The 23,163-nt window shown below is 41.5% G+C and carries 24 protein-coding genes and 1 tRNA gene; 11 read left to right on the top strand and 14 right to left on the bottom strand.

Annotated features, from left to right (window positions below):
* The first annotated feature begins 200 nt into the window (after positions 1–200).
* The gene (locus tag MTF66_RS30610; RefSeq protein WP_058583965.1) at positions 201–1,514 is read left to right on the top strand and encodes an adenylosuccinate synthase; all 1,314 of its coding nucleotides are present in this window, start codon (positions 201–203) and stop codon (positions 1,512–1,514) included.
* A 116-nt stretch (positions 1,515–1,630) separates the two neighbouring features.
* On the top strand, positions 1,631–2,239 hold the full coding sequence (locus MTF66_RS30605; protein WP_054563494.1) for a tetratricopeptide repeat protein: 609 nt from the start codon (positions 1,631–1,633) through the stop codon (positions 2,237–2,239).
* Between the two features lie 51 nt (positions 2,240–2,290).
* Here MTF66_RS30605 and MTF66_RS30600 read toward each other — a convergent pair whose 3' ends face one another.
* Positions 2,291–4,150 carry a sodium:proton antiporter gene (locus MTF66_RS30600; protein ID WP_248529518.1) on the bottom strand — a complete coding sequence of 620 codons (1,860 nt, stop codon included), beginning with the start codon at positions 4,148–4,150 and terminating at the stop codon, positions 2,291–2,293.
* 909 nt (positions 4,151–5,059) lie between these two features.
* Here MTF66_RS30600 and proB point away from each other — a divergent pair.
* Positions 5,060–6,166 carry a glutamate 5-kinase gene (gene proB, locus MTF66_RS30595; protein WP_248529517.1) on the top strand — a complete coding sequence of 369 codons (1,107 nt, stop codon included), beginning with the start codon at positions 5,060–5,062 and terminating at the stop codon, positions 6,164–6,166.
* Positions 6,163–7,410 (top strand): glutamate-5-semialdehyde dehydrogenase, encoded by a 1,248-nt coding sequence (locus MTF66_RS30590; protein ID WP_248529516.1) that lies wholly within the window; start codon positions 6,163–6,165, stop codon positions 7,408–7,410. The genes proB and MTF66_RS30590 overlap by 4 nt, the downstream gene beginning before the upstream one ends.
* Positions 7,411–7,568: 158 nt before the next feature.
* Here the strand turns inward: MTF66_RS30590 and MTF66_RS30585 are convergent.
* Positions 7,569–7,644: transfer RNA gene (locus MTF66_RS30585), tRNA-Ala, on the bottom strand.
* Between the two features lie 165 nt (positions 7,645–7,809).
* Between MTF66_RS30585 and MTF66_RS30580 the strand changes: the two genes are divergently transcribed.
* Positions 7,810–8,196 carry a hypothetical protein gene (locus tag MTF66_RS30580; protein ID WP_054552444.1) on the top strand — a complete coding sequence of 129 codons (387 nt, stop codon included), beginning with the start codon at positions 7,810–7,812 and terminating at the stop codon, positions 8,194–8,196.
* The gene (locus MTF66_RS30575) at positions 8,197–8,697 is read left to right on the top strand and encodes a prolyl-tRNA synthetase associated domain-containing protein (RefSeq protein WP_248529515.1); all 501 of its coding nucleotides are present in this window, start codon (positions 8,197–8,199) and stop codon (positions 8,695–8,697) included. It begins immediately after the preceding gene.
* Here MTF66_RS30575 and MTF66_RS30570 read toward each other — a convergent pair.
* The gene (locus MTF66_RS30570; protein ID WP_248529514.1) at positions 8,664–9,800 is read right to left on the bottom strand and encodes an MFS transporter; all 1,137 of its coding nucleotides are present in this window, start codon (positions 9,798–9,800) and stop codon (positions 8,664–8,666) included. The genes MTF66_RS30575 and MTF66_RS30570 overlap by 34 nt on opposite strands.
* Before the next feature lie 232 nt (positions 9,801–10,032).
* On the opposite strand from MTF66_RS30570, the gene MTF66_RS30565 reads away from it, so the two are divergent.
* From MTF66_RS30565 to MTF66_RS30550, 4 genes are all read left to right on the top strand, one after another.
* On the top strand, positions 10,033–10,572 hold the full coding sequence (locus tag MTF66_RS30565) for a DUF2058 domain-containing protein (RefSeq protein WP_054563501.1): 540 nt from the start codon (positions 10,033–10,035) through the stop codon (positions 10,570–10,572).
* Between the two features lie 103 nt (positions 10,573–10,675).
* Complete coding sequence (locus MTF66_RS30560; RefSeq protein WP_058583960.1) at positions 10,676–10,999, top strand: c-type cytochrome; 324 nt, start codon at positions 10,676–10,678, stop codon at positions 10,997–10,999.
* A 129-nt stretch (positions 11,000–11,128) separates the two neighbouring features.
* Complete coding sequence (locus MTF66_RS30555) at positions 11,129–11,896, top strand: class II aldolase/adducin family protein (RefSeq protein ID WP_054552449.1); 768 nt, start codon at positions 11,129–11,131, stop codon at positions 11,894–11,896.
* 9 nt (positions 11,897–11,905) lie between these two features.
* Entirely contained in the window at positions 11,906–13,081 is a 1,176-nt protein-coding gene (locus tag MTF66_RS30550) for a mandelate racemase/muconate lactonizing enzyme family protein (RefSeq protein ID WP_054552450.1), read from the top strand.
* Positions 13,082–13,146: 65 nt separating this feature from the next.
* On the opposite strand, the gene MTF66_RS30545 is transcribed toward MTF66_RS30550, so the two are convergent.
* The 9 genes from MTF66_RS30545 to MTF66_RS30505 form a co-directional block, all read right to left on the bottom strand.
* Positions 13,147–13,521 (bottom strand): hypothetical protein, encoded by a 375-nt coding sequence (locus tag MTF66_RS30545; RefSeq protein ID WP_248529513.1) that lies wholly within the window; start codon positions 13,519–13,521, stop codon positions 13,147–13,149.
* Between the two features lie 8 nt (positions 13,522–13,529).
* Complete coding sequence (locus MTF66_RS30540) at positions 13,530–15,077, bottom strand: S41 family peptidase (protein WP_248529512.1); 1,548 nt, start codon at positions 15,075–15,077, stop codon at positions 13,530–13,532.
* Positions 15,078–15,121: 44 nt separating this feature from the next.
* Complete coding sequence (locus tag MTF66_RS30535) at positions 15,122–15,964, bottom strand: amidohydrolase (RefSeq protein ID WP_248529511.1); 843 nt, start codon at positions 15,962–15,964, stop codon at positions 15,122–15,124.
* Positions 15,961–16,686: an SDR family NAD(P)-dependent oxidoreductase gene (locus MTF66_RS30530; protein ID WP_248529510.1), complete on the bottom strand. Its 726-nt coding sequence runs from the start codon at positions 16,684–16,686 to the stop codon at positions 15,961–15,963. The genes MTF66_RS30535 and MTF66_RS30530 overlap by 4 nt, the downstream gene beginning before the upstream one ends.
* A 9-nt stretch (positions 16,687–16,695) precedes the next feature.
* Positions 16,696–17,184: a peptidylprolyl isomerase gene (locus MTF66_RS30525; protein WP_054552455.1), complete on the bottom strand. Its 489-nt coding sequence runs from the start codon at positions 17,182–17,184 to the stop codon at positions 16,696–16,698.
* 63 nt (positions 17,185–17,247) lie between these two features.
* A complete protein-coding gene (locus tag MTF66_RS30520; RefSeq protein ID WP_248529509.1) occupies positions 17,248–18,744 on the bottom strand; it encodes a LysM peptidoglycan-binding domain-containing protein in 1,497 nt (498 codons plus the stop codon).
* Between the two features lie 28 nt (positions 18,745–18,772).
* The gene (locus MTF66_RS30515; RefSeq protein WP_248529508.1) at positions 18,773–19,759 is read right to left on the bottom strand and encodes an MBL fold metallo-hydrolase; all 987 of its coding nucleotides are present in this window, start codon (positions 19,757–19,759) and stop codon (positions 18,773–18,775) included.
* A gap of 68 nt (positions 19,760–19,827) precedes the next feature.
* A complete protein-coding gene (locus tag MTF66_RS30510; RefSeq protein WP_054563511.1) occupies positions 19,828–20,115 on the bottom strand; it encodes a cell division protein ZapA in 288 nt (95 codons plus the stop codon).
* Entirely contained in the window at positions 20,115–20,345 is a 231-nt protein-coding gene (locus MTF66_RS30505; RefSeq protein WP_054563591.1) for a cell division protein ZapB, read from the bottom strand. The genes MTF66_RS30510 and MTF66_RS30505 overlap by 1 nt, the downstream gene beginning before the upstream one ends.
* Before the next feature lie 240 nt (positions 20,346–20,585).
* Between MTF66_RS30505 and MTF66_RS30500 the strand changes: the two genes are divergently transcribed.
* Complete coding sequence (locus tag MTF66_RS30500; RefSeq protein ID WP_248529546.1) at positions 20,586–21,425, top strand: 23S rRNA (adenine(2030)-N(6))-methyltransferase RlmJ; 840 nt, start codon at positions 20,586–20,588, stop codon at positions 21,423–21,425.
* 55 nt (positions 21,426–21,480) lie between these two features.
* Here MTF66_RS30500 and MTF66_RS30495 read toward each other — a convergent pair whose 3' ends face one another.
* Both MTF66_RS30495 and MTF66_RS30490 read right to left on the bottom strand, forming a co-directional pair.
* A complete protein-coding gene (locus MTF66_RS30495; protein ID WP_058583951.1) occupies positions 21,481–22,290 on the bottom strand; it encodes an META domain-containing protein in 810 nt (269 codons plus the stop codon).
* A 150-nt stretch (positions 22,291–22,440) separates the two neighbouring features.
* Positions 22,441–23,007 (bottom strand): alkylphosphonate utilization protein, encoded by a 567-nt coding sequence (locus tag MTF66_RS30490; RefSeq protein WP_058583950.1) that lies wholly within the window; start codon positions 23,005–23,007, stop codon positions 22,441–22,443.
* Positions 23,008–23,163 lie beyond the last annotated feature (156 nt).

Here is a 23,163-nt window from a genome sequence, read left to right as displayed (position 1 = left end):
TGCTTTATGTAGGGCTTTTTTGTTTTTGCGCGTGATTAATTTTTATCCTGAACTATTTTATAAACCCCTGTTCTGCATGTAGTTGTTTAAGTAATTAAGAAGGTAAAAATTCAGGCGCAGAAAAAATAAGCTAAACGGGGTGATCTTTCACCTCGTTTTCTGATAAAATCTCGTCCTAATTTTTTCTAAGTGAATTTGCAATGGGTAAAAACGTTGTTGTACTAGGCACCCAATGGGGTGACGAAGGTAAGGGTAAGGTAGTTGACCTCCTTACAGACAAAGCATCTTTAGTAGTTCGTTATCAAGGTGGTCATAACGCAGGCCATACTCTGGTAATCAACGGTGAAAAGACGGTTTTACACCTTATTCCATCGGGTGTATTACGTGACAATGTTAAGTGTGTGATCGGTAACGGTGTTGTTTTATCACCAGAAGCATTAATGAAAGAAATCGGCATGCTAGAAGAGCGTGGCGTACCAGTACGTGAGCGCTTATTAATCAGCGAAGCATGTCCATTAATTTTACCTTTCCACATTGCATTAGATTTAGCCCGTGAAAAAGCACGTGGCGATAAGCCAATTGGTACTACAGGTCGTGGTATCGGTCCAGCTTATGAAGATAAAGTAGCACGTCGTGGTTTACGTGTAGGTGACTTATTCAACCCTGAACAGTTTGCTAGCAAGCTTAAAGAAGTATTGGAATACCATAACTTCACATTAGAGCATTACTACAAAGCTGAACCAGTTGACTTCCAAAAGACATTTGACGATGCAATGGCTATCGCAGATATCTTAAAAGCAATGGTTGTTGATGTTACTGAGCTTCTTGATCAAACGCGTTTAGCGGGCGACAACATCTTATTTGAAGGTGCGCAAGGTACATTACTTGATATCGACCACGGTACTTACCCGTACGTAACATCATCAAACACAACGGCTGGTGGTGTAGCAACAGGTGCTGGTTTTGGTCCATTACACCTTGATTACGTGCTAGGTATTATTAAAGCTTACACTACACGTGTAGGTTCTGGTCCATTCCCTACAGAGCTTTACGACGGTATCGATAAACAAGATCCAGTTGGTAAGCACTTAGGTGACAAAGGTCATGAGTTCGGTGCTACGACAGGTCGTTTACGCCGTACAGGTTGGTTAGATGCAGTGGCAATGCGCCGCGCAGTGCAAATCAACAGCATCTCAGGTTTCTGTTTAACTAAACTAGACGTTTTAGACGGTTTAGAAACATTAAAAATCTGTACTGGTTACCAGTTAGAAGATGGCACAGTAACGAACGTTACACCATTAGCAGCTGAAGGTTACGAGAAAGTAACACCAGTATACGAAGAGATGCCAGGCTGGTCAGAAAACACAGTAGGTGCTACGTCAGTTGATCAATTACCGCAAGCGGCACTTGATTACATCAAACGTATTGAAGAAATCACTGGTGTTCCAGTTGATATCATCTCTACTGGCCCAGACCGTGTAGAAACTATGGTATTACGCAGCCCGTTTGCATAATCGTCATAGTGACTGAAAAAAGAAGCTGCCTTGGCAGCTTTTTTTGTGCCCGAAATTCACTCTGGAATGATAATTGTATATTATTTGCTAAGACTGACTTTATTTAAGTGATTTTGATGCGTGTTTTATTGCCTTTAACATTACTCTTCTCAAGCCTAAGCATGGCTGAAGAGCCTATAACAGCAGTGCCTCTGTACACAGAGAGCGAGTTAATTGGCTTGATCAATAAAAATGCACACCTAGCACGTGTAAAGGCAGATGATTGCCAGTTAGTGCAAGATATCGAAGCGCGAGCCAATAAAATGGCACTGCCATCGTATCAGTTCTTGTATGGCGATATGCTAGCTTATGCTGTGTGTGTAGACCGTAATGTAGAGTTAGGGGTCTATTACATGCGTCAGGCTGCTCAACAAGGGCTAGGCGCGGCATTAGAGCAACTTGGTCGCTACTACGATGTTGGCCAGTTAGTGCAGCAAGATAAAGCGATGGCGGTAACCTATTTACGAGAAGCATCAGCCCAAGGCAACTTAAAGGCACAAATGCGACTGGTTAACCTATTTAATCAAGGTTATGGCAGTCCGCGTGATTATGAAGACGCCTACCGTTGGTTATTTCATTCAATGGTTGCCGACAAAGCAACTCACAAGAAAGTCGAAAATTTACTCGCTAAGCTTGCCGAAAAAATGCCAGACAGCGTCGTTGCCCGCGCTCGTTTACCTATGTAGATAAATACAAATACATATAAATAAAAAGGCCAGCTAATGCTGGCCTTACTGTTATTTCTCTTCTTTATTTTCTTTTGGTTTGCCGTTATTTGGGTCTTTTAGTACCGACAACTTAGGTGGCTGTAGTGCCACAATACGTTCACCTACTTGCGGTGTTTTTTCCATGTTCGTAGTGAACGGGCGAATTTTAATAGGTGAATCGTCATCATCACTTTTCTCACCATTTAAAATAAACAGCGGGATAGCTTCGCTATTAACGTCTTTGTATTGCTCCCAGCTAAACTCGTCAGAAATCCGTGTTGCACTGACCTTGCCGCCTTTGGCAATTAAGCTACTTAAGCGCGCATAAGCGCCATTGTCGCCAAACAGAATTTGTCGCGATAAGAAGGTCGCACTGTCTTTATTTGCTTTAGCGTGGTTTGTTGAAGAACGCAGTGAAAACACATCTTTCTCGTCGAGGAAATGCGAGAAGTACTGCACGCCTAATGCGTTGTGGTGGCGGTTAGGCGAAAGCGCGAGTACGCTACGAATTGTCGTTAACGGTAAATAGCGCTCAGCATGCTCTGACTGCGGATTACCATAGTAACAAGGTAAGCCATCCATGCGTGCCATTTTGCAGTTCTCCCATGCAGGATCAGACAAGTGCACCGGAATGTTTTGATCTTTTAAGCCGCGTGCGATGGCTCTTGCTACATGGTTGGCACCAATAATCAAAATTGTATTTGGTGCAGGTTGGCGCACTTTTAACAGCTTTGCCAATGGCGTTGCTGTTAAGCTTTGTAGCACCACAGTGACAATGATCACTGTGAATATGAGTGGTACCATTTTTTCAGCATCAGCAATGCCAGCTTCAACCATGCTTAGCGCGAATACTGAACCAACCGCAGCCGCAACAATACCTCGCGGCGCAATCCAAGCCAGCACTAAACGAGACTTGATAGGTAAATCGGTTTTAAAAGTCGATATTGCAATACACGCTGGGCGAGCCACAAAAAGCACGATGGCTAAGAAAATAAACACATCGCTATGTAACATCATTAAATCTGATAACTGTAGGCGGGCTGCAAGTAAAATGAATAACGATGAAATCAAGATCATCGAAAGGTCTTCTTTAAACTCAAGCACAGAGTCAATTTCAAGCTCGTCTTGGTTAGCAAGCCAAATACCAAACACGGTGACAGCTAGTAAGCCAGATTCGTGGCTTAGGTGGTTTGAAACCGTAAAACTAATGAGTACTAAGGCTAGAATGCCAAACTTGTGTAACTCAAACGGTAACCATTCTCGACGAATAAGCAGTGTTGTAAGCCAGCCTGCAACCACACCAATGGTTAAACCTACACCAAGAGTTTTAAAGAGCGCAATAATGGTATGGCTAAATACTTCGCCTTGGCCTACCAGCATGACCGCTTCAAACACTAATACAGCAAACAAGGCTCCAATAGGATCTATTACTATACCTTCCCAGCGCAAAATTCGGTCTATGTCTTGGTTTGGTCTCATGGAGTTTAGTAGGGGGGCAATTACAGTAGGGCCTGTAACAACTAACACGGCTCCTAGAACCGCGGCAACACGCCAATTAAGTTCTAATATCCAATAGGCGCTCAGGCTTACCACTAGGCAAGTTGTGATCATCCCGATTGAGCAGAGGTTACGAACTACCTTGCCAATCCCTTTTAGTTCTCGAAAATGCAGAGTGAGTGAACCTTCGAATAAAATCACTGCCACACTTAAAGAAACCACTGGGAATAATAAATCTCCCAACAATGCATCTGGTTCTAATACGCCACTAAAAGGCCCGAGAATTAAACCTGTTAGTAGTAAAAATAAAATAGCCGGTACACGAAACGCCCAAGCTACCCATTGTGCTAATACTGAGCACAAGGCGATCCCTGCTATAAAAATTGCTGACATAGAATGAATTATCCTTTAGTTACTTCACTTTAAAATACCAACACCTTAGATAATTGCGTAATTGGTTGCTGACCTTTTAAATATAATGCTTGCCTATTAAAGCCTACTCACCGTCATGGATACAAGCAAACTCGTTGCTTCAAATACGATTTTAGTCGTTATTAATACTTTTTGGGTGTGTTTATGAAATTAAACCCTGCTAGGCTCGTTAAAAATTATTACACAATAAAATTGCGCGCCTAAGGTACTGTTAATAAATGTATATTTTCTATGTTTATGGTAAGTATAAAAGTTATGACTACTTTTTGCACTTGATCTTTGCCCCTGATTTCCCGTATTATAGTTCGTGTTCAAACAATTTGATATCTAAATAGTTATTAGCTTTAAAGACACTCTTTGTAGCTTAGCTTTCTGAAAAGATACTTGTTTGCGACATTATTAGTGTTTTATACACTTTGTTTTCTAATTAAATAGAAATGAGCTCTAAGTTGTTCAGTGCATATTTATTACGTGTTGAATAGAATATAAGTTCATTATCTGGTCAATGTTTAGCTCCCATCGTGGCAGCTAAATCTCGGTCATACAATCTACACCCTATCTGTTGGTGTACCAGATTGTATAGGCTCTATGTATGTTGTTATTAATAAAAGCCGCACACAGCTTTTTACAGCGATACATAAACAACACTTATCTTTTTTTATCAACTTATGGTTTATAACCGTTTGGTCTACTGACTGAATAAAAGTTGTGCTATATCTAATCGCAGTACTTGCGTGGCGTAGTCGTGTGCATAGATAAGTGGTTTGGCAAAGTGATAATAGTCAGTGCGTTTAGTAAAGCTAAGCGCGAGTCTTTTAATCAGTGGCAAATTGGCACTGAACAGATAGTAAAATGGAAAGTTGAACAGTTATGCAAAAGTTAAATTGGCGACGTATAGTACTAAAAGTAGGTAGCGCATTAATCGCACCCGAACAAGACGGGTGTCGCTCTCGTTATTTACTGACCATTGCACAGTTCATCGTTCGCTGTCGAGCGCAAGGTATCGAAGTTATTTTAGTATCATCGGGTTCGGTAGCTGCTGGTTCGCATTTATTCCCTGAACAAGAAAAGCGTTCAGTGACGATGAAAAAAGCAATGGCTGCTGCCGGTCAGACAGAAATGATGGCGATGTGGGATCGTTTCTTCGATTTCCCATCAGCACAGATTTTATTAACTCATGGTGACTTACGTGACCGTGAGCGTTACACAAGCATTCGTGAAACCGTTTTCACCTTACTTGAGCATGGTGTATTACCTATCATCAATGAGAATGACACGGTAACAACCGACGATTTAAAAGTTGGCGACAATGATAACTTGTCGGCAATGGTTGCTGCAGCTGCGGATGCAGATGCATTGATGATTTTTTCGGATGTTGATGGTCTTTATGACAAAAACCCGAATTTACATGAAGATGCAGTGTTATTACCTGAAATTGAAAGTATTGATGAGTCAATTTATGCCATGGCCGGTTGTGCAACCAGTGCCGTTGGTACAGGTGGTATGAAAACGAAAATCGAAGCGGCTGAAAAAGCCACTTCACATGGTATTACAACCTTTATTTTAAATGGTTTTAAAGAAGAGACATTTAACCGACTGCTAGCGGGTGACAACCCAGGTACTATCTTCACACCATATGAAAAACCAATGCAAGAAGCTGTGCATTGGATGACTCACACAGCTAATGAGCAAGGTGAGGTTGTCGTTGAAGGTTCATTTGAGGAATCATTAGAAGATGAAGACGGTTGTATTCGTAGCGATGAAATCGTTGCAGTACACGGAGAATTTGGCGTAGGCGATACCATTTTAGTTCGTAGTGATGATGGTACGCGTCTAGCAAAAGCCACAGCGAATTACAGTAGCTGTTTATTGAATTTTATTGCTGACAACGAGCAAAGTGAATTTAGCGAAAAAATGCAAGATTCAATCGGCCCAGTTGTTTCAGAAAAAGATATCGCATTATTGGAGAAGTCATGAGTTTAATTACGGATATTTCGAGTCAAGCTGCAAAAGCTGCAACCCAGTTAGCTTTACTTGATACTGCTACTAAGAATCAAGTTTTAACTGAGATGGCAGAGGCGCTACGTGAAAGCAAAGCTTTTATCATCAAAGAGAACGAAAGCGATTTAGCGGCAGCACGTGATAACAACCTTGCTGCATCGATGATTGACCGTTTAACGCTTAACGATGAGCGTATTGAAGCCATGGCTGAAGGCATCGAAGTAATTGTTAGCCTTGATGATCCTGTTGGTCAATTACGTGAAATTTCAGAGCGTCCAAATGGTATTAAGATCAGCAAGATGCGCGTACCATTGGGTGTTGTGTGTATGATTTATGAAGCACGTCCAAATGTGACGGCTGATGCAGGCGCTCTATGCTTTAAATCGGGTAATGGTGTTATTTTGCGTGGTGGTAAAGAAGCACTACGTAGCTCGCAAGCAATCGCGAGTGTAATGCATAAAGTACTTGAAAAGCATGGTTTACCAGCTGCGTTGATTTCAGTGATCCCAGATCCAGACCGTGGTCTACTGATGGAGCTGATGCAACAGCGTGAAACAATTGATTTAATCATTCCGCGTGGTGGTGAAGGTTTAATTAATTTTGTAACAGAAAACAGTACTATTCCTGTGATTCAGCACTTTAAAGGTGTATGCCACCTTTATGTTGATAAAGACGCTGATTTGAACGTAGCAATCAATTTACTATTAAATGGTAAAACTCAGCGTACTGGTGTGTGTAATGCTCTAGAAGGTTTAGTGGTTCACCAAGATGTCGCTGATGAGTTTTTAAACCTGTGTGCAGTTGTTCTTCGTCAAGAAGGCGTAAAAGTAAATGCAGATGCGAAAGCTGCCGAGTACTTTGATAATGCAACAGTACTTGCTGACGACGAGTTTGGTGAAGAATACTTAGATTTAGAAATCGCAATCAAAGTTGTACCTGACTTTGCTGGTGCCATTGATCATATTGCTAAATTTGGTTCAAACCACACTGAAGTGATTTGTACTAAAGACCAAGCTGCAGCTGAGTTATTCCAACGCAGTGTGGATGCATCTGTGGTAATGGTTAATGCGTCATCGCGTTTTTCTGATGGTTCACAATTAGGTTTAGGTGCCGAGATTGGTATTGCGACAACTAAGCTACATGCTTATGGTCCAATGGGTCTAGAGTCACTTACAACTGAAAAATACTTAGTGAATGGCGAAGGTCAAATTCGTGAATAATCACTAAAGAATAATTGTTTAAAAAGCCGGGCTTTGCTCGGTTTTTTTGTGTCTGATATAAAACGAAGACGACAGAAAGACTAATAAAGTCGCTTTAATTTAGAATTTATTGGTTTTTATTAAGTATTCGGCAGATTGCCTAAAGAAAGGTAGGAAAGTGGTGGAGCTAAGCAGGATCGAACTGCTGACCTCCTGCGTGCAAGGCAGGCGCTCTCCCAGCTGAGCTATAGCCCCACATTCCTAAATACAGGATGCTTAAGTCTTGCGTCTCAAGCGGGGTGAACTTTAAATATTTTTGCATTTGTGGTCAAGTATTTTTTTTAAAATGTTCGATTTTTTACTCTGTTGTTTTATTTTTGGTAGACTAAAGCGCATTCACTGTTCAAGGCTTATCCAATAATGAAAAAAATAGCATGGCTTTTGGTTGTTTTACTTGCCGGTTGCGCAAGCCAAGAAGAAGCGCCTCCTTTTGAAATCAATAATAAGCAGTTTTACGAAAAAAATGATGAGCAAGGCAATAAAATTTTTGCCTATGTGGTGTCAGTTAAAGCACAGGGCAGACGCCCGATTAATCTCGATAAGCCAATGACACGCAGGCAGTTTAAAGATTTTGCCGAGCAAGAAGTATTTGAAGAGTCGAGCAACTTAAAACTTATGCTCGAAGACCAAGCGGTTGAATTATTAAATGAAGAGCTTAAAGAACGACAATACTGCGACGATAAACACGTTATTGACGAAGTATTGTGGCGTGATTTAAGTGTGCAATTACGAGGACGTTGTTTGTAAATGTATGCAGATAAAAGCAAGTTAGCTGCTACGCTAGCTCAATTAGATATTAATTATGATGTGATTGAGCATCCACCATTACACGGCAGCTTAGATGCCGATAAGTATATGCTCGATAGACCGGGCACACGTTTAAAAAACCTGTTTTTACGAGATAACGAAGGTAAGCGCCACTTTTTAGTGATCACCGCTCACGATAAGCAGCTCGACTTAAAAGCCATTGCTCAGCAGCAGGGGTTATCGCGTTTAGGGTTTGCATCTGATGAGCGATTAGCGCGTTATCTTAAAGTGCCACCGGGCTGTGTTTCTATGTTGGCACTGTTAAACGATAAGCAAAATAATGTCACTCTTTGGCTAGACCAAGAAATTTGGTTTAACGAGCTTTTTCATTGTCACCCTTTTGAAAATACCGCCACTTGGTTGATGAAAAAAGAGGACTTAGAGCTGTTTTTTGAAAGTACCGGGCATCAACCGCGTATTGTATTTCTACCTGCCAAATAAACTAAGCTTAAACCCACTAAGCAGACTAAAAGTAGCACGGTCATAAAGGCAACTTGGCCGTGTTGCTGATATACCAGTCCTGGCAATAATGAACCTAATGCCCCACCGCTATAATAAAACGATACATAACCGCCATTGGTGACACTTGCAGGTGCGCTGCTGATTTTATTTACCAGTGGAGCGGCACTTGAGTGGATAACAAACATTGCGCCACAAAAGCCAGTAAAAGCAATAACAAAAAGTAATAACTGTTGGCTCATCAATAGCACCATTGTCAGGCTATAAAATACAAAAACCCAGGTTAGTAAACGCCAAGGTGTTGATGACTTTCGTAACAGCCAAGGTGTGGCTATGGAAGCCAGCGCGCCTAACAAGTAGCCGCTGTAAACCAGTCCGATGTCTCGGGTGTTAGTGATAGCAAAACTGTCTTGCAGAATGAAAGGTAAATAATTTAACAGTGCCGCAAAACAAAAGAACATACAAAACACCGCTCCGTAGAGCTTTAATACCAACGGATCTTTTAATTGCTTTAGATACAACAGCGGCGACTTTGCAGCATGAATACTCGCACCTTTGTTTGATTTAGGAATGGCGAGTGCAAATAGTACTAACCCAAGCGCAATCACATAATAAAAACTTTGCCAGCTTAAAAAGTCAGTAAACAAGGCGGCGAGCATACGTCCGAAGTAGCCACCAACAATGGTGCTGCCAATGTAAAGTGTCATATTACGTTGTAATTGGTCAGCCTGAAAAGTCACACCAATATAACTGGTCATGGCAGTGAGCGCTGCGGGTAGGGTGATCCCTTGTATAAAACGAACCAGTAATAGCAACTCAAAGCTTGGTGCTAAAGTAAAAGCGATACAGCTGATTGCTAACACAAACATGGCAATCTTTAGAATTGTTAGTGGGTTTCGCTTAGCTAAAAACAAGCCATACACAAAAGGAGCAATTGCTAGTGGCAACATAGTAGCAGTCATTAAGCTACCAGCAGTGGCAGGTGACACAGAAAAATGACTGGCAAATAATCCAAGTAAGGGTTGTGGGGCGTATAAAACAAAGAAAATAAACACAGAGCAAAGTAACAAATGTCGCAGCTGCATTTTTAGCTCCCAAGAGGAAAAGCCCTAGCTTATCGGGTACAGGTTTTTTTACAAGTTCAAAGGCGACTAAAATGATAAATCTTGCGTTAAATCAATATGTCATGATTTCATCGCGTGTTAATCTCACATCAATATACTCGATTGCTGTGAATCAAGTGGGCTCAGTACTGTTATTTGTTGGCAGAGCTGATTAAAATAACCCTAATACGCATTAATAAATTGGAATTTCGTCATGGGTTCATTACAAGATCAATTACTTAAGGCTGGTCTTACTACGGCACATAAAGCTAAAGTAGCCAAATCTGAAAAGCGAAAACAGCAAAAGAAGAAAAAGAAAGGCGCCACGAGTAATCCTAGCGATCTGCAAAAGCATATTGAGCAGACTAAGCTTGAGCAGCAGAAAAAAGCCGACGAGCTTAATAAAGCGCGTTTAGAAGAGCAAAAACAACGTGAGCAAGTGGCTCGCGTTAAGCAGATTTTAGAGCATCACAACCAAGATGAAATTCGTGGTGACCGTACGTTTAACTTCACTTATCAAAATAAAGTGAAGGAACTCGAAGTAAACGAAAAAACACAAAAGGCCCTAGCTGGTGGCCGATTAGCAATTTGTGTTTTAGAAGGCCAATTTTTTGTACTGGAAGACGAACCAGCACGAAAAGTCGCTGAAGTCAGCGAAGACTACATAGTGTTCCATGTTGAGCCTGAAGATAAGCAAAAGGATGAAGATGATCCGTATGCTGATTTTGAAGTACCTGATGATTTAATTTGGTAGTGACTGTTTCTATTGCCGTTACAATTTTCGGGTGCAATATTGTTAAATCATGGTCTACACTAAAGAAAATGTTTAATAACCCGTCAAAAAAGAGAAGATACAAATGAGCAAGATCACGAAAATTTTATGTGGGGCTGGCATTGCAATGGCTGCAAGCCTATCTTTCAACACTATGGCTGCGGATGGTGCAACACTATACACAGCTAAGCTTTGCCAAACTTGTCACGGTGCAGAAGGTAAAGCGCCTATCATGGCTCAGTACCCTAAATTAAATGGTCAAAATAAAGAGTACTTACTAGCACAAATGAAAGACATTAAGTCAGGTGCGCGTAGCAACGGTATGGCTGCTGCGATGAAAGCAATGGTTGCAAACGTATCTGAAGAAGAAATGGCTGCAATTGCTGATTACTTATCACAAGTAAAATAAACACCATTTTAGCGTGAAAAGGCCACATCAATTGATGTGGCCTTTTTGTATCACCTATTGATCATCTATTAATAGTGATTTAGACTTCTATACATCTATTTGTGCAGTGTCACATATACAAGGTTTTCCATGTTTGACTTACCAAAACTCGATTTAAAAAATAAAGTATCTGAACAAGAATGGCAGCTTCGTGTTGATTTAGCTGCATGTTATCGTTTAGTTGAGCACTTTAGATGGGGGGATTTAATTTATACCCACCTATCAGCACGTTTACCGGGCACAGATCACTATTTAGTTAATGCATTTGGTCTTAGTTTTGATGAAGTGACGGCATCAAACCTTGTGAAGGTCGATTTAGCTGGCAATATTCTTGATGACACGCCATTTAAAATTAATCCGGCTGGTTTCACTATTCACAGCGCTATTCATGAAGTTCGTGATGACGCTCACTGTGTTATTCATTTACACACAAAAGAAACCATCGCCGTTGCAACGCAAGAAAAAGGCCTGTTACCACTTAGCCAATACTCAATGTTCTCATTGCCATCATTGTCTTATCATGGCTACGAAGGGTTAGCGGTAAACAGTGATGAGAAAAAGCGCTTGCAAGATGATTTAGGCACTACTAATCACATGCTATTGGTTAACCACGGTGGCTTAACTGTTGGCCCAACAGTGGGAGATGCCTTTATGCGATTTTATGATTTGCAGCGTGCCTGTGAAATTCAATTGGCTATTCAAGCCAGTGGTCAAACGGCAATTCCAGTACCACAACCTATTATCGATAATATTTATAATCAAGCGAATGTCGTGCATAGTGGCAGCACAGGTGGCCAGTTAGCTTGGCCAGCCATGTTGCGTAAAGCTTATCGTCTTGATCCTAGTTTTGCTCAGTAAGGAGTAACCATGAAAGTTAATCGCGTCGAAGTGTTCGATATTCATTGTCCAGACAGACCTGCTTGGACACCTGTTTTTGTGCGTATTCACACCGATGAAGGTATTAGCGGTGTGGGTGAAGCGGGTCTGGCTTATGATTTAGGTCATAGCGCAGCTGCGGCAATGATCAAAGAAATGGCTGATGCCTTTTTAATTGGTCATGACCCATTTCAAACAGAAAAACTGTGGTCACGAATGCTACGCGAAAGCTTTTGGGGTTTAGGTGGTGGTCCTGTTGTATATGCAGCAATGAGCGCCATTGATACTGCACTTTGGGATATTAAAGGTAAAGCATTAGGCTTGCCTGTTTACCAGCTATTAGGTGGTAAAGTTAACGATAAGCTGCGTACTTATGCATCACAATTACAGTTTGACTGGGACAGCGAATTTAAAGCGCTTGTTCACCCAGAAGAATACGCAGAAGCTGCATTAAAGGCGATGGCTGAAGGGTATGATGCGGTAAAAGTTGACCCTATCCAGTACGATAAAAACGGCAATACTTACTACGATCGCACTAACATTATTTCTCGTGCAGAAATGAAATTATATCGTGCGCGTATGCAAGCTATTCGTGAAGCAGTCGGTGACGAAGTTGACATTATTTTTGAATGTCACAGCTTACCTGGTGCGACATCAGCAATTCAAATTGGTGAAATTGCTGAAGAGTTCGATTGTATGTATTACGAAGAGCCTGTGAATTACTTAAATCATTCATTACACGCAAAAGTTGCTGATAAAGTAGCGGTGCCAATTGCAGGTGGTGAACGTTTGTATAACCGCTGGGGTGTGCGTCCATACTTAGAAGATCAAAGTATTGATGTATTACAACCAGACTTAGGCCTGTGTGGTGGTTTCACTGAAACTAAAAAAGTGTGTGATTATGCAGATATCTTTGATGTGCGTATTCAAGCTCACGTGTGTGGCGGCCCAGTAGCAACTGCAGCTTCGTTACACTTAGAAACCGCAATTCCTAACTTCTTAATTCACGAACATCACACCTATGCGATTAAAAAATGGAACCGTGAGTTATGTATTCAAGATCCACAACCTAAAAATGGTTTCTTCCAAGTATCAGAAGAACCAGGTATCGGTATTGAATTAAATGATGAAGTCGTTATGCGCTCACAACGTGTTGAGATTAAGTAACATTCACTAATATATTTTAAAAAAAGCCCGTAAGGGCTTTTTTTATATCTGCTTTTTAGTTTAGGTTAGTTTATCGGTTTACATTTTACCAAAGGCAGTGGCTCGGTCGCTTTACTATCTAAATGGCGCACAAAACACATTTTATTTTTGATTAATAATTCAAAACGCTCAGGCATAGCTAGCTGTTTACCCATTATCGGGTTACCTTGCGCATCCAGTACATTCATACTATCAGTCACTAATACACTGCTATTTATAAACGCATCATCGGCTATAGCGATAGGCTTGCTATGCATTAGTCTTGCTATCCCTTTTGCTATTAGCTCACTTTGTGGCTCAGTTAACCGCGCATGCTGTAGTTTCGGTGTTGGCTCTTGGCTTTGAGCACTACAGCCTAGCAGTGTCGATAACAGTAATAGACTAGTTAGTTGGGCTCTCATTAAGGTTCCTACAGCTCTAAAATTTTACTTTGCTGAAGCAAGGTAGAAGTACGGGTATCAAGGACTTTCGGTGTGTCTGTAAAAATAGCCGGTGCAAACCCTTGTTCACTAATCGTTGAAGTGGCGGCAGGGCAGCGGCCAGTCTCACGATAGCTAAGCGCTGTACTTAGCATAGCTTCACTTTCATCGCCTAATTGATGAGTGAAGTCGTCAGCAACAGCACAGCCTGGGAGCATTACAGGTTGAAACTCGCTATCGTTGCTGTTTTGTGGTGCAAAGCCATCTGCATATTCACCAAATTCCTTATTATTGACGCCCGTAAACTGAATACTGAAATACGTAGTATCACAGTTATCAGTTGGGTAGTAACCATAGGGTTTGCCACAGGTTGTTTCGCCTATTTGAATTACCTCGATGTCGGCACCGCGTAGGCCATTAATCACTGCCTCACTTGCTGAGCAGGTGTTACCCGTTGTCAGCACAAAAACACGTTCTAGGTTCAACGAAGGCAATGGAGTTCCTGGGCTGACAGCTGGGTTTTCGGCAAAGCCTAAAAACTCATCAGTAAAATAAACAGGCTCTAAGCGATCGCCAGTGATTGGGTTAAACGTTGGATGCTGATCATTAAAAATAGTGCGCTCGAAGATTTTACCTGTGGTGTTGCTTTCACCAGCTACCATGTAAGCAACTTGGCTGGCCATTTGCAGGAATCCACCGGGGTTATAGCGCATATCAATAATTAAATCTTTAACGTTACTTGCAGCTAAATCATTAAAGGCATCGTATAAGGGTTTTTCTGCTACAGCATTATGGCGATTAAACTGAAAGTAGCCTACTTCACCATTAGCGAAGGTCTTTATGTTGCTAACTGCTTGGCCTGTAATAGTTTGTGCAGTCATAGTGACTTCGCGAATTTCGCTGGTATTAATGTCTTTGAATACAAAAGAGGTCACCTTGCCAGACTCTGATGGAAAGAGGCCTGCATTTAATACATCAACCTCAGCTTGGGTGCTGGCATTTACAAAGTCAACGCCATCCACTTCAATGACTTCTAAGCCTCGGCTCAGATTGAGGTTTGCAGCCGGTGAGTTAGGTTCTGTGTAGCTGATAATCCCTTGGCGAGGGGCGCTGGCACTGATTAACTTAAGTTTAAAGCCATAACCAAAAGACTGCCCCGATTGGCTCTGAGCTTGCCACTCGTCAGTTGGCAAGCTGGCATGAAAGTTATCTTTATTTGCACCTGAATCAGTGGTGTTTTGGGTTTTTAATAAGGCAAAGTAATTTAAAACACCGTCAGTTAATGCAGGGTCGCGATCAACAATTTCGTCATACCAAAGGTAGGTTTCGTAACTCCAAGCGCGTAGCCAGTGCTTTTCATTAAGTGCTTGGCATTGTTGGTCAAACTTATTTGATGGCTCAAATACACCTTCAGTCCATGTGATATCAGCAGCATCGATAGTCCCTGACTCTGAGCTACCAGAACCACCACAGCCTGCAATGATAAGCGAACACGTAACTGCTACAGCAGCTAAAGGCTTTTTAAAATGAACAAACATAACACCAACCTAAACAGCTTTACTGACCTGAATATAGCTAGTTTTTAAGCAATTAGATAGATTTCGCGGGCGTTTTTATAGCTTAGTTTATGCCATAAACTCGACTGCGAGCACAGTGAGTGATAGTGCTGCCAGCAGTTTGTGTAACTGGTATTTATTTGGCAAACAGGGAAATTACTGGCAAACATCACTCGATGTTCACCAAAGTACTTAACTAAATTATTAACCAGCCAAAGATGTTTGTTTACTGCTATTTGCGTGAACTCTAACCCTGAGAATTTTATCGCGATATTATCGCAGCGGCTGAGTTTAATGATTGCTTCGAGCCATCTTTGCTCATTACTAATAAAGCCTAAATGATTAATTACCACACGTAATGAGGGCAGTGCGGTGCAATATTTAATAATCTGCTCGGTTACCTGCATGTTTTCAATTTCAAACTGTGCTTCAAAGTGTAAGTTTTCGCTTGCGAGCATGGCTAGGTTATCTTGGCAGTGAGGAGTTAATAAGCGCTTTGCTTCATCACCTTCGGTTATATCGCGAATACCAACCAAAGATGAGTGCTTTAACTCATTGAGTGACGCTTCAAAGTGTTTGCTAGATGCGTCAATCGCGCTGTAGCTGATTGCGCGATAGGGAATGTCATTTAAATGCGTTGCAAGCCAATTAAGCTCATTTACTGGCGCTTGATTATCAAAGCCAGCTTCAATATGTACCAGCGCTTCTAGTTGAAATGGGCAAGCGGCTTTAAGCTCTGAAGCAGTAATTTGTTTTTTTATTTTATCTAGATTTGGCCAAGCGGGGGGATTGTTACCTTGTAGCCAAGTGTATTGACCCTCAGTGAGGTTAAAAAAGTGCACATGTGGGTCAATAATTTTGTCGCTCATTGCGTGGTGTATCCACCATCAATGCTTTGTAAGCTACCAGTTATAAAGCTTGCTTCTGGACTTATTAAAAAATTAACCAAAGCAGCAATTTCTTCTGGTTGCCCTAAACGGCCTAGCGGTTGCAGTGCGGCTTCTTCAGCAACAATTTCTGCTTTATCGGCACCACTGCGCTGGCAATATGCATCAATCGCATTATGAAACAGTGGTGTTTCTATCGTACCCGGACAAACCGCATTAGCACGAATATTAAACGCGGCATAATCGAGTGCTGTCGTTTTTGCCATTGAAGCTAGCGCATGTTTGGTGAGGTTATAAGCAAACGAGTTTGGTTTGCCAATGATTGCCTGATCAGAGGCAACCAATACAACACTGCCGCCTTGCTGGCTTTTCATGCTAGGTAATACAGCTTGAATTGCTGCATAGGCACCTTTCACATTGAGCGCAAACAGGGCATCAAACGTTGCTTCATCGGTATTTTCGATGCTGGCACTTAAATGACGACCCGCATTAGAAATTAAGGCATCAACGCGACCCGTCTCGGCAATAATTTCGGCAATAACCGACTTCACTTGCTGAATATCACTAACGTCACAGTGGCGATAGTTGCCCTCAGACGGGGTGATATCTAAGTTATATACTGTGTAGTCTTCACGTTCTAAACGCTCAACAATAGCTTTGCCAATACCTTTACTACCACCAGTGACAATTGCAACGTTTGTCATCATTAATCCTTAGTGGCTGTGGCCACAACCGCCTTCACCGTGCACGTGGCCGTGTGATAATTCTTCGGCTGTTGCTTGGCGAACATTAATCACTTCAACATCAAACGTTAGTGTTTTACCAGCAAATGGGTGGTTTAAGTCACAATCGGCATTGAAACGGCCTACTTTAACGATAGTCACTTGGTGACGACCCTGGTTTGAATGAACGATTGCAGTCATACCTGGCTTCCACACTTTTGTGTTGCCTTGTAAGTGCTTAAGTGGAATACGTTGAATAAGGTTATCAACGCGTTCGCCGTAAGACTCGCTAGGCTCAAGTGTTACGCTAAAATTATCGCCAGCTGCTTTACCTTCAAGGGCTTTTTCAAGACCAGGAAGCATGCCTTCAGTGCCATGGATATATGAAAGTGGCTCGCCATCTTTACTTGATTCGATTTGCTCGCCTGCTTCACTAAGTGTGTAGTGAAACTCAACCGCTGCGTCTTTACTGATCTGCATGTTATTTCTCTTTAGAATTTAAATATAGGCGCTGATTTTACGCTAACCACAAAGAGTGAGCAATCAAGGCTTTTTCAACGAGCTTTCGATGCCTGACAACATGGCTTCGCTGGCTGGTACTTGCGGCTCAGCGGGTTTTGCTTGCGGTAGGTGCAATGTTAAAATAGTGCCTGGTTTTAAAATGCTGGTGGCACTGAGTTTATTCCATGTTGCGACGTCTTTATGAGGCACGTCGTATAGCTGACTGATACTCCAAATTGAATCACCTGGTTTGACTAGGTAATCAACCGCAATGGTTGCGATAACTTCCTCATGCTGTTCAAGGTAAGGGCTGATATTGTAATCAACCATAAGTGATTCCGGCATGGTTTGGGGCTGTGATAAGCGCAATTGTTCACCGACCTTAATCAGGTTACTTGTTTTGCTATTAAGCGCTTTCAGATCCTTTACAGACATATTAAAGCGTTTGGCAATGCCATAAAGGGTATCGTCTTTTTGCACTATATACTCACCGGCAAAGTTGTTGCGAAACAGCTTACTTTGCAACAAGGTGCGGCGCTCCATAGGTAAAAGCAGAGTATGTGGACCATTTGGCGAGCTTTGGTTTTTTAAATATCCTGGGTTTAATTTGTGGAGCTGGTTATGCCCCACGCCAGATAAGTTAGCGATCACCGAAAAATCAAATTGCTGGCCAACATCAAATTCTGTAGTGAGTGCTTTATTCGCTAATTTAGGGCGTTTTAAGCCTTGTTCAGGATGTTTTAGTAAATAGCTAAGTGCCAAAAGTTTAGGTATATATTCAGCGGTTTCTTTTGGTAGTGATAATGACCAATAGTCAGTTTTTTTCCCAAGCTTTTTATTTTTTTCGATAGCTTTTTTAACGCGCCCTTCACCACTGTTATAGGCAGCAAGGGCATGCAGCCAATCACCATCAAAGCGTTTATGTAAGTAACTTAAATAAGCTAAAGCGGCATCGGTTGAAGCGAGTATGTCTTGGCGGCCGTCATACCATTGGTCGTTTTGCACACCAAAATGATAAGCCGTTGCGCCGACTAACTGCCAAACACCAACAGCTTGCTCTGATGATCGTATTGTTGGTCTAAAATCACTTTCAACAAAGGGTAATAGGGCCAGCTCCATCGGTAGCTTCTGTTGCTCGATACGTGTGACGATATGATACAAATAAGGTGCCGCACGTTTATTTACTTTAATCAGGTAATTGGGTTGTTTTAAATACCATTTTACTCGTGCAGATGTATGTTTATTGGTTTGAAATACCAGCGTTAAATTGTTGGCGATATGCTGCCATAGATCTTTCGAACGAAGCTTTGCTAGCGGGGTATTATTGACTGCTATGGGCGCAGCAACAGGACGCGGTTCAACAGCTGTTGAATCGACAAACTCACTAGGTGCTTGTTGGGTTGTTAAATCGGGCTCGTAATGGCTAAAAATCTCCGGCCTTGCCCGTTGTTGTTCTGTTTCTTGCTGAGTTACTTGGCATCCTTGTAAGCCAATAAACAAGCTCAGCAAAAGTAAATATTTCAAACTTACTTGAGCCATATAATAAAATCCTTTTACTATTTTAGCCCTATTTTGACAATTTGCTTTGTTTAAGTCCAGCTTCTAGAAACATAGAAAACGCTCTTTCGCCCACTTCATCAAGCTGGTATTGCTGTTTAACCTCTGCAGGAAAAAGCGGAATTAATTCACTCACTGGTTTATCTGGCGAGGAATTTGTCATTTCTTGAATGGTTTTTAAAAACCTTAAAGGGAGTGCAAGCTCAGCAGGTGTCAGTGGCTTACCGTGACCCGGTAAAATTGTTGTCAGTGTGGTATTTTTTTGGATACCTTGCAGCGTGGTTATCCAGCTAGAAAACGTACCATGCCCAGGATAGGGTAAGCTGTCGACTATATCGCCACCTAACAGCACGCGACCTTGATCTGCACTTAAAGTGAGATCGCCCTTAGTGTGTGCTTGATACGGTGTAATAACGATAGGGTAATTACCAATGTCTAGCTGTGTTGGTTCAGTAATTCTAATCGCTGGTGGCTTTAAGGTGAGCTCTCGCCAGCGAAATAAGCGTTTTTTAGCAAGTTCTAGTTTGTCGCGCCAAATAGCTTGTTGATCTTCAGGTTGATTGGCAAGGCGTTGATAGCTCAATTCAATACTTTTTTCATAACCATCTAATTTATCTGTCAATGCTTGCTGCATTGCTGAAAACTCATTCGCTACTTGCTGATGCACAATAAGCTTAGCTTCAGGGAACTCAGCCTGTAAAACGGCTAAGCCTAGCAGATGATCATCATGATAATGGCTCGCTACTAAATAACATAATGGTGTTTTTAAGCGTTTTTTTAACTGCACTGCGAGCTTTTCTACTTCGGCAAAGTTACCACTGGCATCAAACATTAATGCGCATTCTTTACCTTCAATCAGCACTTGATTCGAATCGTAAAAACGCAGTTTATTTTGTTGTTGTAGAAATTGAATTTCGGGAGTGATGCTATGCCAGCTAACGCTTGCTTGGGCGCTATAGCTTACGAAAAGACAGATCAAAAAAGCACAAAATCGCATAGTGTTTCGCTCTGATAGTGGATAGTAGAATTGATTGTAAACAAAAAAAGCGCAGGATGCGCTTTTTTCTAAATACTAAGGTGCTGGCTGAGCTTATCTATTAAGCTGTCATGTTGTTGCTCTTGTTCTGCTTGTTGAGATTTAACTTCAAGCAATTCATGACTTAAATGTAATGCTGCCATCAGCAACGCTTTTTGGTCATTGCGAACCGATGAGCGTTGTTTCATTTGCTCCACTAAGTCATTCAAATTTTGTGCAGCAGCAACTAGGGCGTGCTCTTGCCCAGGTGGGCAAGAGAACTCATGTTCTTTACCTAGTAGCTCTACGGTGACCCGCTGACTTTGTGGGCCGCTCATTAGCTAGCCTGTTGAACGCTTTGTAATTTCTCAAGCAGGCCAGTTAGTGTGCTGCTTGTATCTTTTTGTTTCTCTTCGTTTTCTAGTACTTCTAGTTGCAGAGTTTCGTTCTCATCTAAAAGCTTAGAGTTTTGCTCTTGTAAGCTTTTAACTTCGCTTTCAAGTTCACTGTTGCGAAGAATTAACTTGTCGATCAGTTGTTCGAGTTGGGAAAGAGTTTCGTTATTCATAAATGCGCTCATAAAACTGTGATTATTGTCATGCAAATGTAAAGGAAAGTGTCTTGATATGCCAGCATTTACGGCCGTTTTAGAGGATTTTTATTTATTATTAAGGTGTAATTCAGCGTAGCGGCTTTTTTATTCATTTATGATTCACCAAAGCGCCAGATGCTAGGATCATTTTCTGTTTATCATGTACAATATGGCTATTCATTTTTAATGCAGATTTGCATTTGGCGATTTATAAATATGCTTAGTTATCGACACTCTTTTCATGCAGGCAACCCTGCTGATGTGCTAAAACATCTTGTTCTAGCTGAAGTTCTTAAATACCAAACAATTAAAGACAAACCACTTGATTATGTGGACACCCACTCAGGTGCTGGCTTTTTTGAACTTGCAGGCAGTGATGCACAAAAAACACAAGAGTATTTAGATGGGATTGCTAAGCTTTGGCAGCATAACAGTGAACACAATGCACTTAATGAGTACATTGAGCTGATTAAATCATTTAACTCAAATGGTAATTTAGATTTTTACCCTGGTTCGCCAAAAATTGCAGAGCACTTTTTACGTCGCCAAGATAACGGTTGGTTCTTTGAGTTGCATCCACGTGACTTAGAGTTACTGCAAGACAATATGAAAGGTAAGCGTTCTATTCGCGTACGTGGTGAAAACGGCTTTCAAGGCTTAATTGGTTTATTACCACCAGCATCACGTCGAGCTTGTGTGCTTATTGACCCTCCTTACGAAATCAAAAACGACTACGATACGGTTGTTAATACCTTTATGAAAGCGCATAAACGCTTTGCAACTGGAACGTACATGATTTGGTATCCGGTTGTAGATCGTGAGCGAATTGACAGAATGGAAGCGGGCTTAATCGCATCGGGTATGCGTAACATTCAGCTTTTCGAGCTTGCAACGGAGGCAGACACCGACGTTCACGGTATGACAGCATCGGGTATGATAGTGATCAACCCGCCATGGAAACTAAAACAAACAATGGATGCGGTATTACCAGAGCTTGTTTCATTACTAAGCGATAGCAGTGGTTTTTATCGCAGTGAGCAGTTAGTTGAAGAATAATTACTTCAATACAAAAACGCCCAGCAATTGCTGGGCGTTTTTTATTTAACTGTTGTTAATTCATGTAAGTCGCTGCGAAGGTCGCAAGTGGCTCATCACTATCATCTAACAAGGTTAACTGTTCACCATTGATAGAGTACTTAGCTGTTGCCGCAAGTGCTGCAGACATGGCCGCTTCAATATCCATTTGTGATACACACATTTTTTTGGTGCTTGCTAATGGGTTGAATGTAAGCGTCTGCTCGTTAACTTCGTAACTGCCTGAGAAGTTATTACAACCTAAGTGACCATTGGTTGAACCATCGTCTTTAAACTGTACGAAAGGTTCTTTATTTTCAACGGTGATAGCCTCACCGCTGATTGTAACTGCTTTCCAATACGTATTGGTCAATGTTACGTCTGGCTTTTTCGCTGATACTTTTGTCACAGTCACCTTGTACACATCACCAGAGGCATCTTCGGCAAATGGATTATTATGAGTGGTGCTGATGTAAAGTAATTTACCTTGATTCTCAATGCGTGCACTCACACTGTAGCGGTGACGATCAGCAATTTTGCTTTCATCATACTCAAGTGCCACGTTATATGGCGGTGCGCCATTTAACTCAATTTCTTGTTCGCTAATAACCTCTGCTTTGGCATCCATTTTTGATACATCAGCAAGTTGTACTTTTAATACTGAACCCGGTGGCAGCATGCTGCGGTCTAAATAAATAACCTGAGTATTGAGGGTTTTCATTGTTGATTGCTCAGCTTGTGGTGCGGCAGAGTCTTCACCACAACCTGTTAATACTAAGCTGCTCCCTAAGATCATTAAACTGCATAGAGAAGCGCGTTTGAAAGATGAGATGGTATCCGAAGCCATGATTGTTTCCTTGCGTTTTAGGGTTATGCGTCTTTGTAATTGAATAAGCATAAAGTTCGCTGACTTAATCATAGCTTAATTAACAAAAAATGGGCACTAGGCCCATTTTATTAATTACGGATTCGCTTTAAAAAGCAAATTGAGTGCTCGTTATTTTTTCACGTATTTGGTTAGAATAACGATGCGTTGACCATCAACACGGCCTTCAATATGTTCTGGGTTGCTCGTTAAGCCAATGTTTCTTACTGCTGTGCCACGCTTAGCAACAAGGCTACTGCCTTTCACATCAAGATCTTTAATAAGTGTCACAGTGTCACCCGCTTGAAGTACAACACCATTACTGTCGATGTGCTTAATATCGTCATCTTCAGCTAAGGCTGTTTGCGCCCATTTTAACGTGTCTTCTTCAAGATAAATCATATCTAGTGCATCTTGTGCCCAGCCGTTATCAGCAGCTAAACGCTTTAACATGCGATAAGCCACAACTTGTACAGCAGGAGTTTGACTCCACATGCTGTCATTCAAGCAGTGCCAGTGGTTTGCAGTCAAATCAGCATTGTTTTCGATTTGATCTTTACAAGTTTGGCAAACATAAATGCATTTATCAGAATGAGCCTCTGTAACAGGCGGCACTTCGTATACAGACAGGTTATCTGTAGCGGCACAAAGTTCACATTGGTTATTACTGCGTTCGATTAGGGCTTGTTCAATGCTCATAGGAGGCTCTTTTTAGTTAACAAGGTAAGAAAAACAGCGCGCATTATAGCAAAAGCAGGTCCAAAGCGGAATATCCTTAGTCATTGTAGGGGTATGAATATAATGATTTAGCAAGGCAAACATCTTTCACTATACTTACAACAATAGTAATGTGGA

Source organism: Pseudoalteromonas sp. 2CM39R (assembly GCF_023161845.1).
The sequence above is the reverse complement of the archived record's forward strand: the minus strand, read 5'-3'. Positions and strand labels throughout refer to the sequence as shown.

Excerpts from the sequence above, each read along its gene's own strand:
- MTF66_RS30610 (WP_058583965.1), top strand. The coding sequence starts at position 201 with ATGGGTAAAAACGTTGTTGTACTAGGCACCCAATGGGGTGACGAAGGT.
- MTF66_RS30605 (WP_054563494.1), top strand. The coding sequence starts at position 1,631 with ATGCGTGTTTTATTGCCTTTAACATTACTCTTCTCAAGCCTAAGCATG.
- MTF66_RS30600 (WP_248529518.1), bottom strand. The coding sequence starts at position 4,150 with ATGTCAGCAATTTTTATAGCAGGGATCGCCTTGTGCTCAGTATTAGCA.
- proB (WP_248529517.1), top strand. The coding sequence starts at position 5,060 with ATGCAAAAGTTAAATTGGCGACGTATAGTACTAAAAGTAGGTAGCGCA.
- MTF66_RS30590 (WP_248529516.1), top strand. The coding sequence starts at position 6,163 with ATGAGTTTAATTACGGATATTTCGAGTCAAGCTGCAAAAGCTGCAACC.
- MTF66_RS30580 (WP_054552444.1), top strand. The coding sequence starts at position 7,810 with ATGAAAAAAATAGCATGGCTTTTGGTTGTTTTACTTGCCGGTTGCGCA.
- MTF66_RS30575 (WP_248529515.1), top strand. The coding sequence starts at position 8,197 with ATGTATGCAGATAAAAGCAAGTTAGCTGCTACGCTAGCTCAATTAGAT.
- MTF66_RS30570 (WP_248529514.1), bottom strand. The coding sequence starts at position 9,800 with ATGCAGCTGCGACATTTGTTACTTTGCTCTGTGTTTATTTTCTTTGTT.
- MTF66_RS30565 (WP_054563501.1), top strand. The coding sequence starts at position 10,033 with ATGGGTTCATTACAAGATCAATTACTTAAGGCTGGTCTTACTACGGCA.
- MTF66_RS30560 (WP_058583960.1), top strand. The coding sequence starts at position 10,676 with ATGAGCAAGATCACGAAAATTTTATGTGGGGCTGGCATTGCAATGGCT.
- MTF66_RS30555 (WP_054552449.1), top strand. The coding sequence starts at position 11,129 with ATGTTTGACTTACCAAAACTCGATTTAAAAAATAAAGTATCTGAACAA.
- MTF66_RS30550 (WP_054552450.1), top strand. The coding sequence starts at position 11,906 with ATGAAAGTTAATCGCGTCGAAGTGTTCGATATTCATTGTCCAGACAGA.
- MTF66_RS30545 (WP_248529513.1), bottom strand. The coding sequence starts at position 13,521 with ATGAGAGCCCAACTAACTAGTCTATTACTGTTATCGACACTGCTAGGC.
- MTF66_RS30540 (WP_248529512.1), bottom strand. The coding sequence starts at position 15,077 with ATGTTTGTTCATTTTAAAAAGCCTTTAGCTGCTGTAGCAGTTACGTGT.
- MTF66_RS30535 (WP_248529511.1), bottom strand. The coding sequence starts at position 15,964 with ATGAGCGACAAAATTATTGACCCACATGTGCACTTTTTTAACCTCACT.
- MTF66_RS30530 (WP_248529510.1), bottom strand. The coding sequence starts at position 16,686 with ATGACAAACGTTGCAATTGTCACTGGTGGTAGTAAAGGTATTGGCAAA.
- MTF66_RS30525 (WP_054552455.1), bottom strand. The coding sequence starts at position 17,184 with ATGCAGATCAGTAAAGACGCAGCGGTTGAGTTTCACTACACACTTAGT.
- MTF66_RS30520 (WP_248529509.1), bottom strand. The coding sequence starts at position 18,744 with ATGGCTCAAGTAAGTTTGAAATATTTACTTTTGCTGAGCTTGTTTATT.
- MTF66_RS30515 (WP_248529508.1), bottom strand. The coding sequence starts at position 19,759 with ATGCGATTTTGTGCTTTTTTGATCTGTCTTTTCGTAAGCTATAGCGCC.
- MTF66_RS30510 (WP_054563511.1), bottom strand. The coding sequence starts at position 20,115 with ATGAGCGGCCCACAAAGTCAGCGGGTCACCGTAGAGCTACTAGGTAAA.
- MTF66_RS30505 (WP_054563591.1), bottom strand. The coding sequence starts at position 20,345 with ATGAATAACGAAACTCTTTCCCAACTCGAACAACTGATCGACAAGTTA.
- MTF66_RS30500 (WP_248529546.1), top strand. The coding sequence starts at position 20,586 with ATGCTTAGTTATCGACACTCTTTTCATGCAGGCAACCCTGCTGATGTG.
- MTF66_RS30495 (WP_058583951.1), bottom strand. The coding sequence starts at position 22,290 with ATGGCTTCGGATACCATCTCATCTTTCAAACGCGCTTCTCTATGCAGT.
- MTF66_RS30490 (WP_058583950.1), bottom strand. The coding sequence starts at position 23,007 with ATGAGCATTGAACAAGCCCTAATCGAACGCAGTAATAACCAATGTGAA.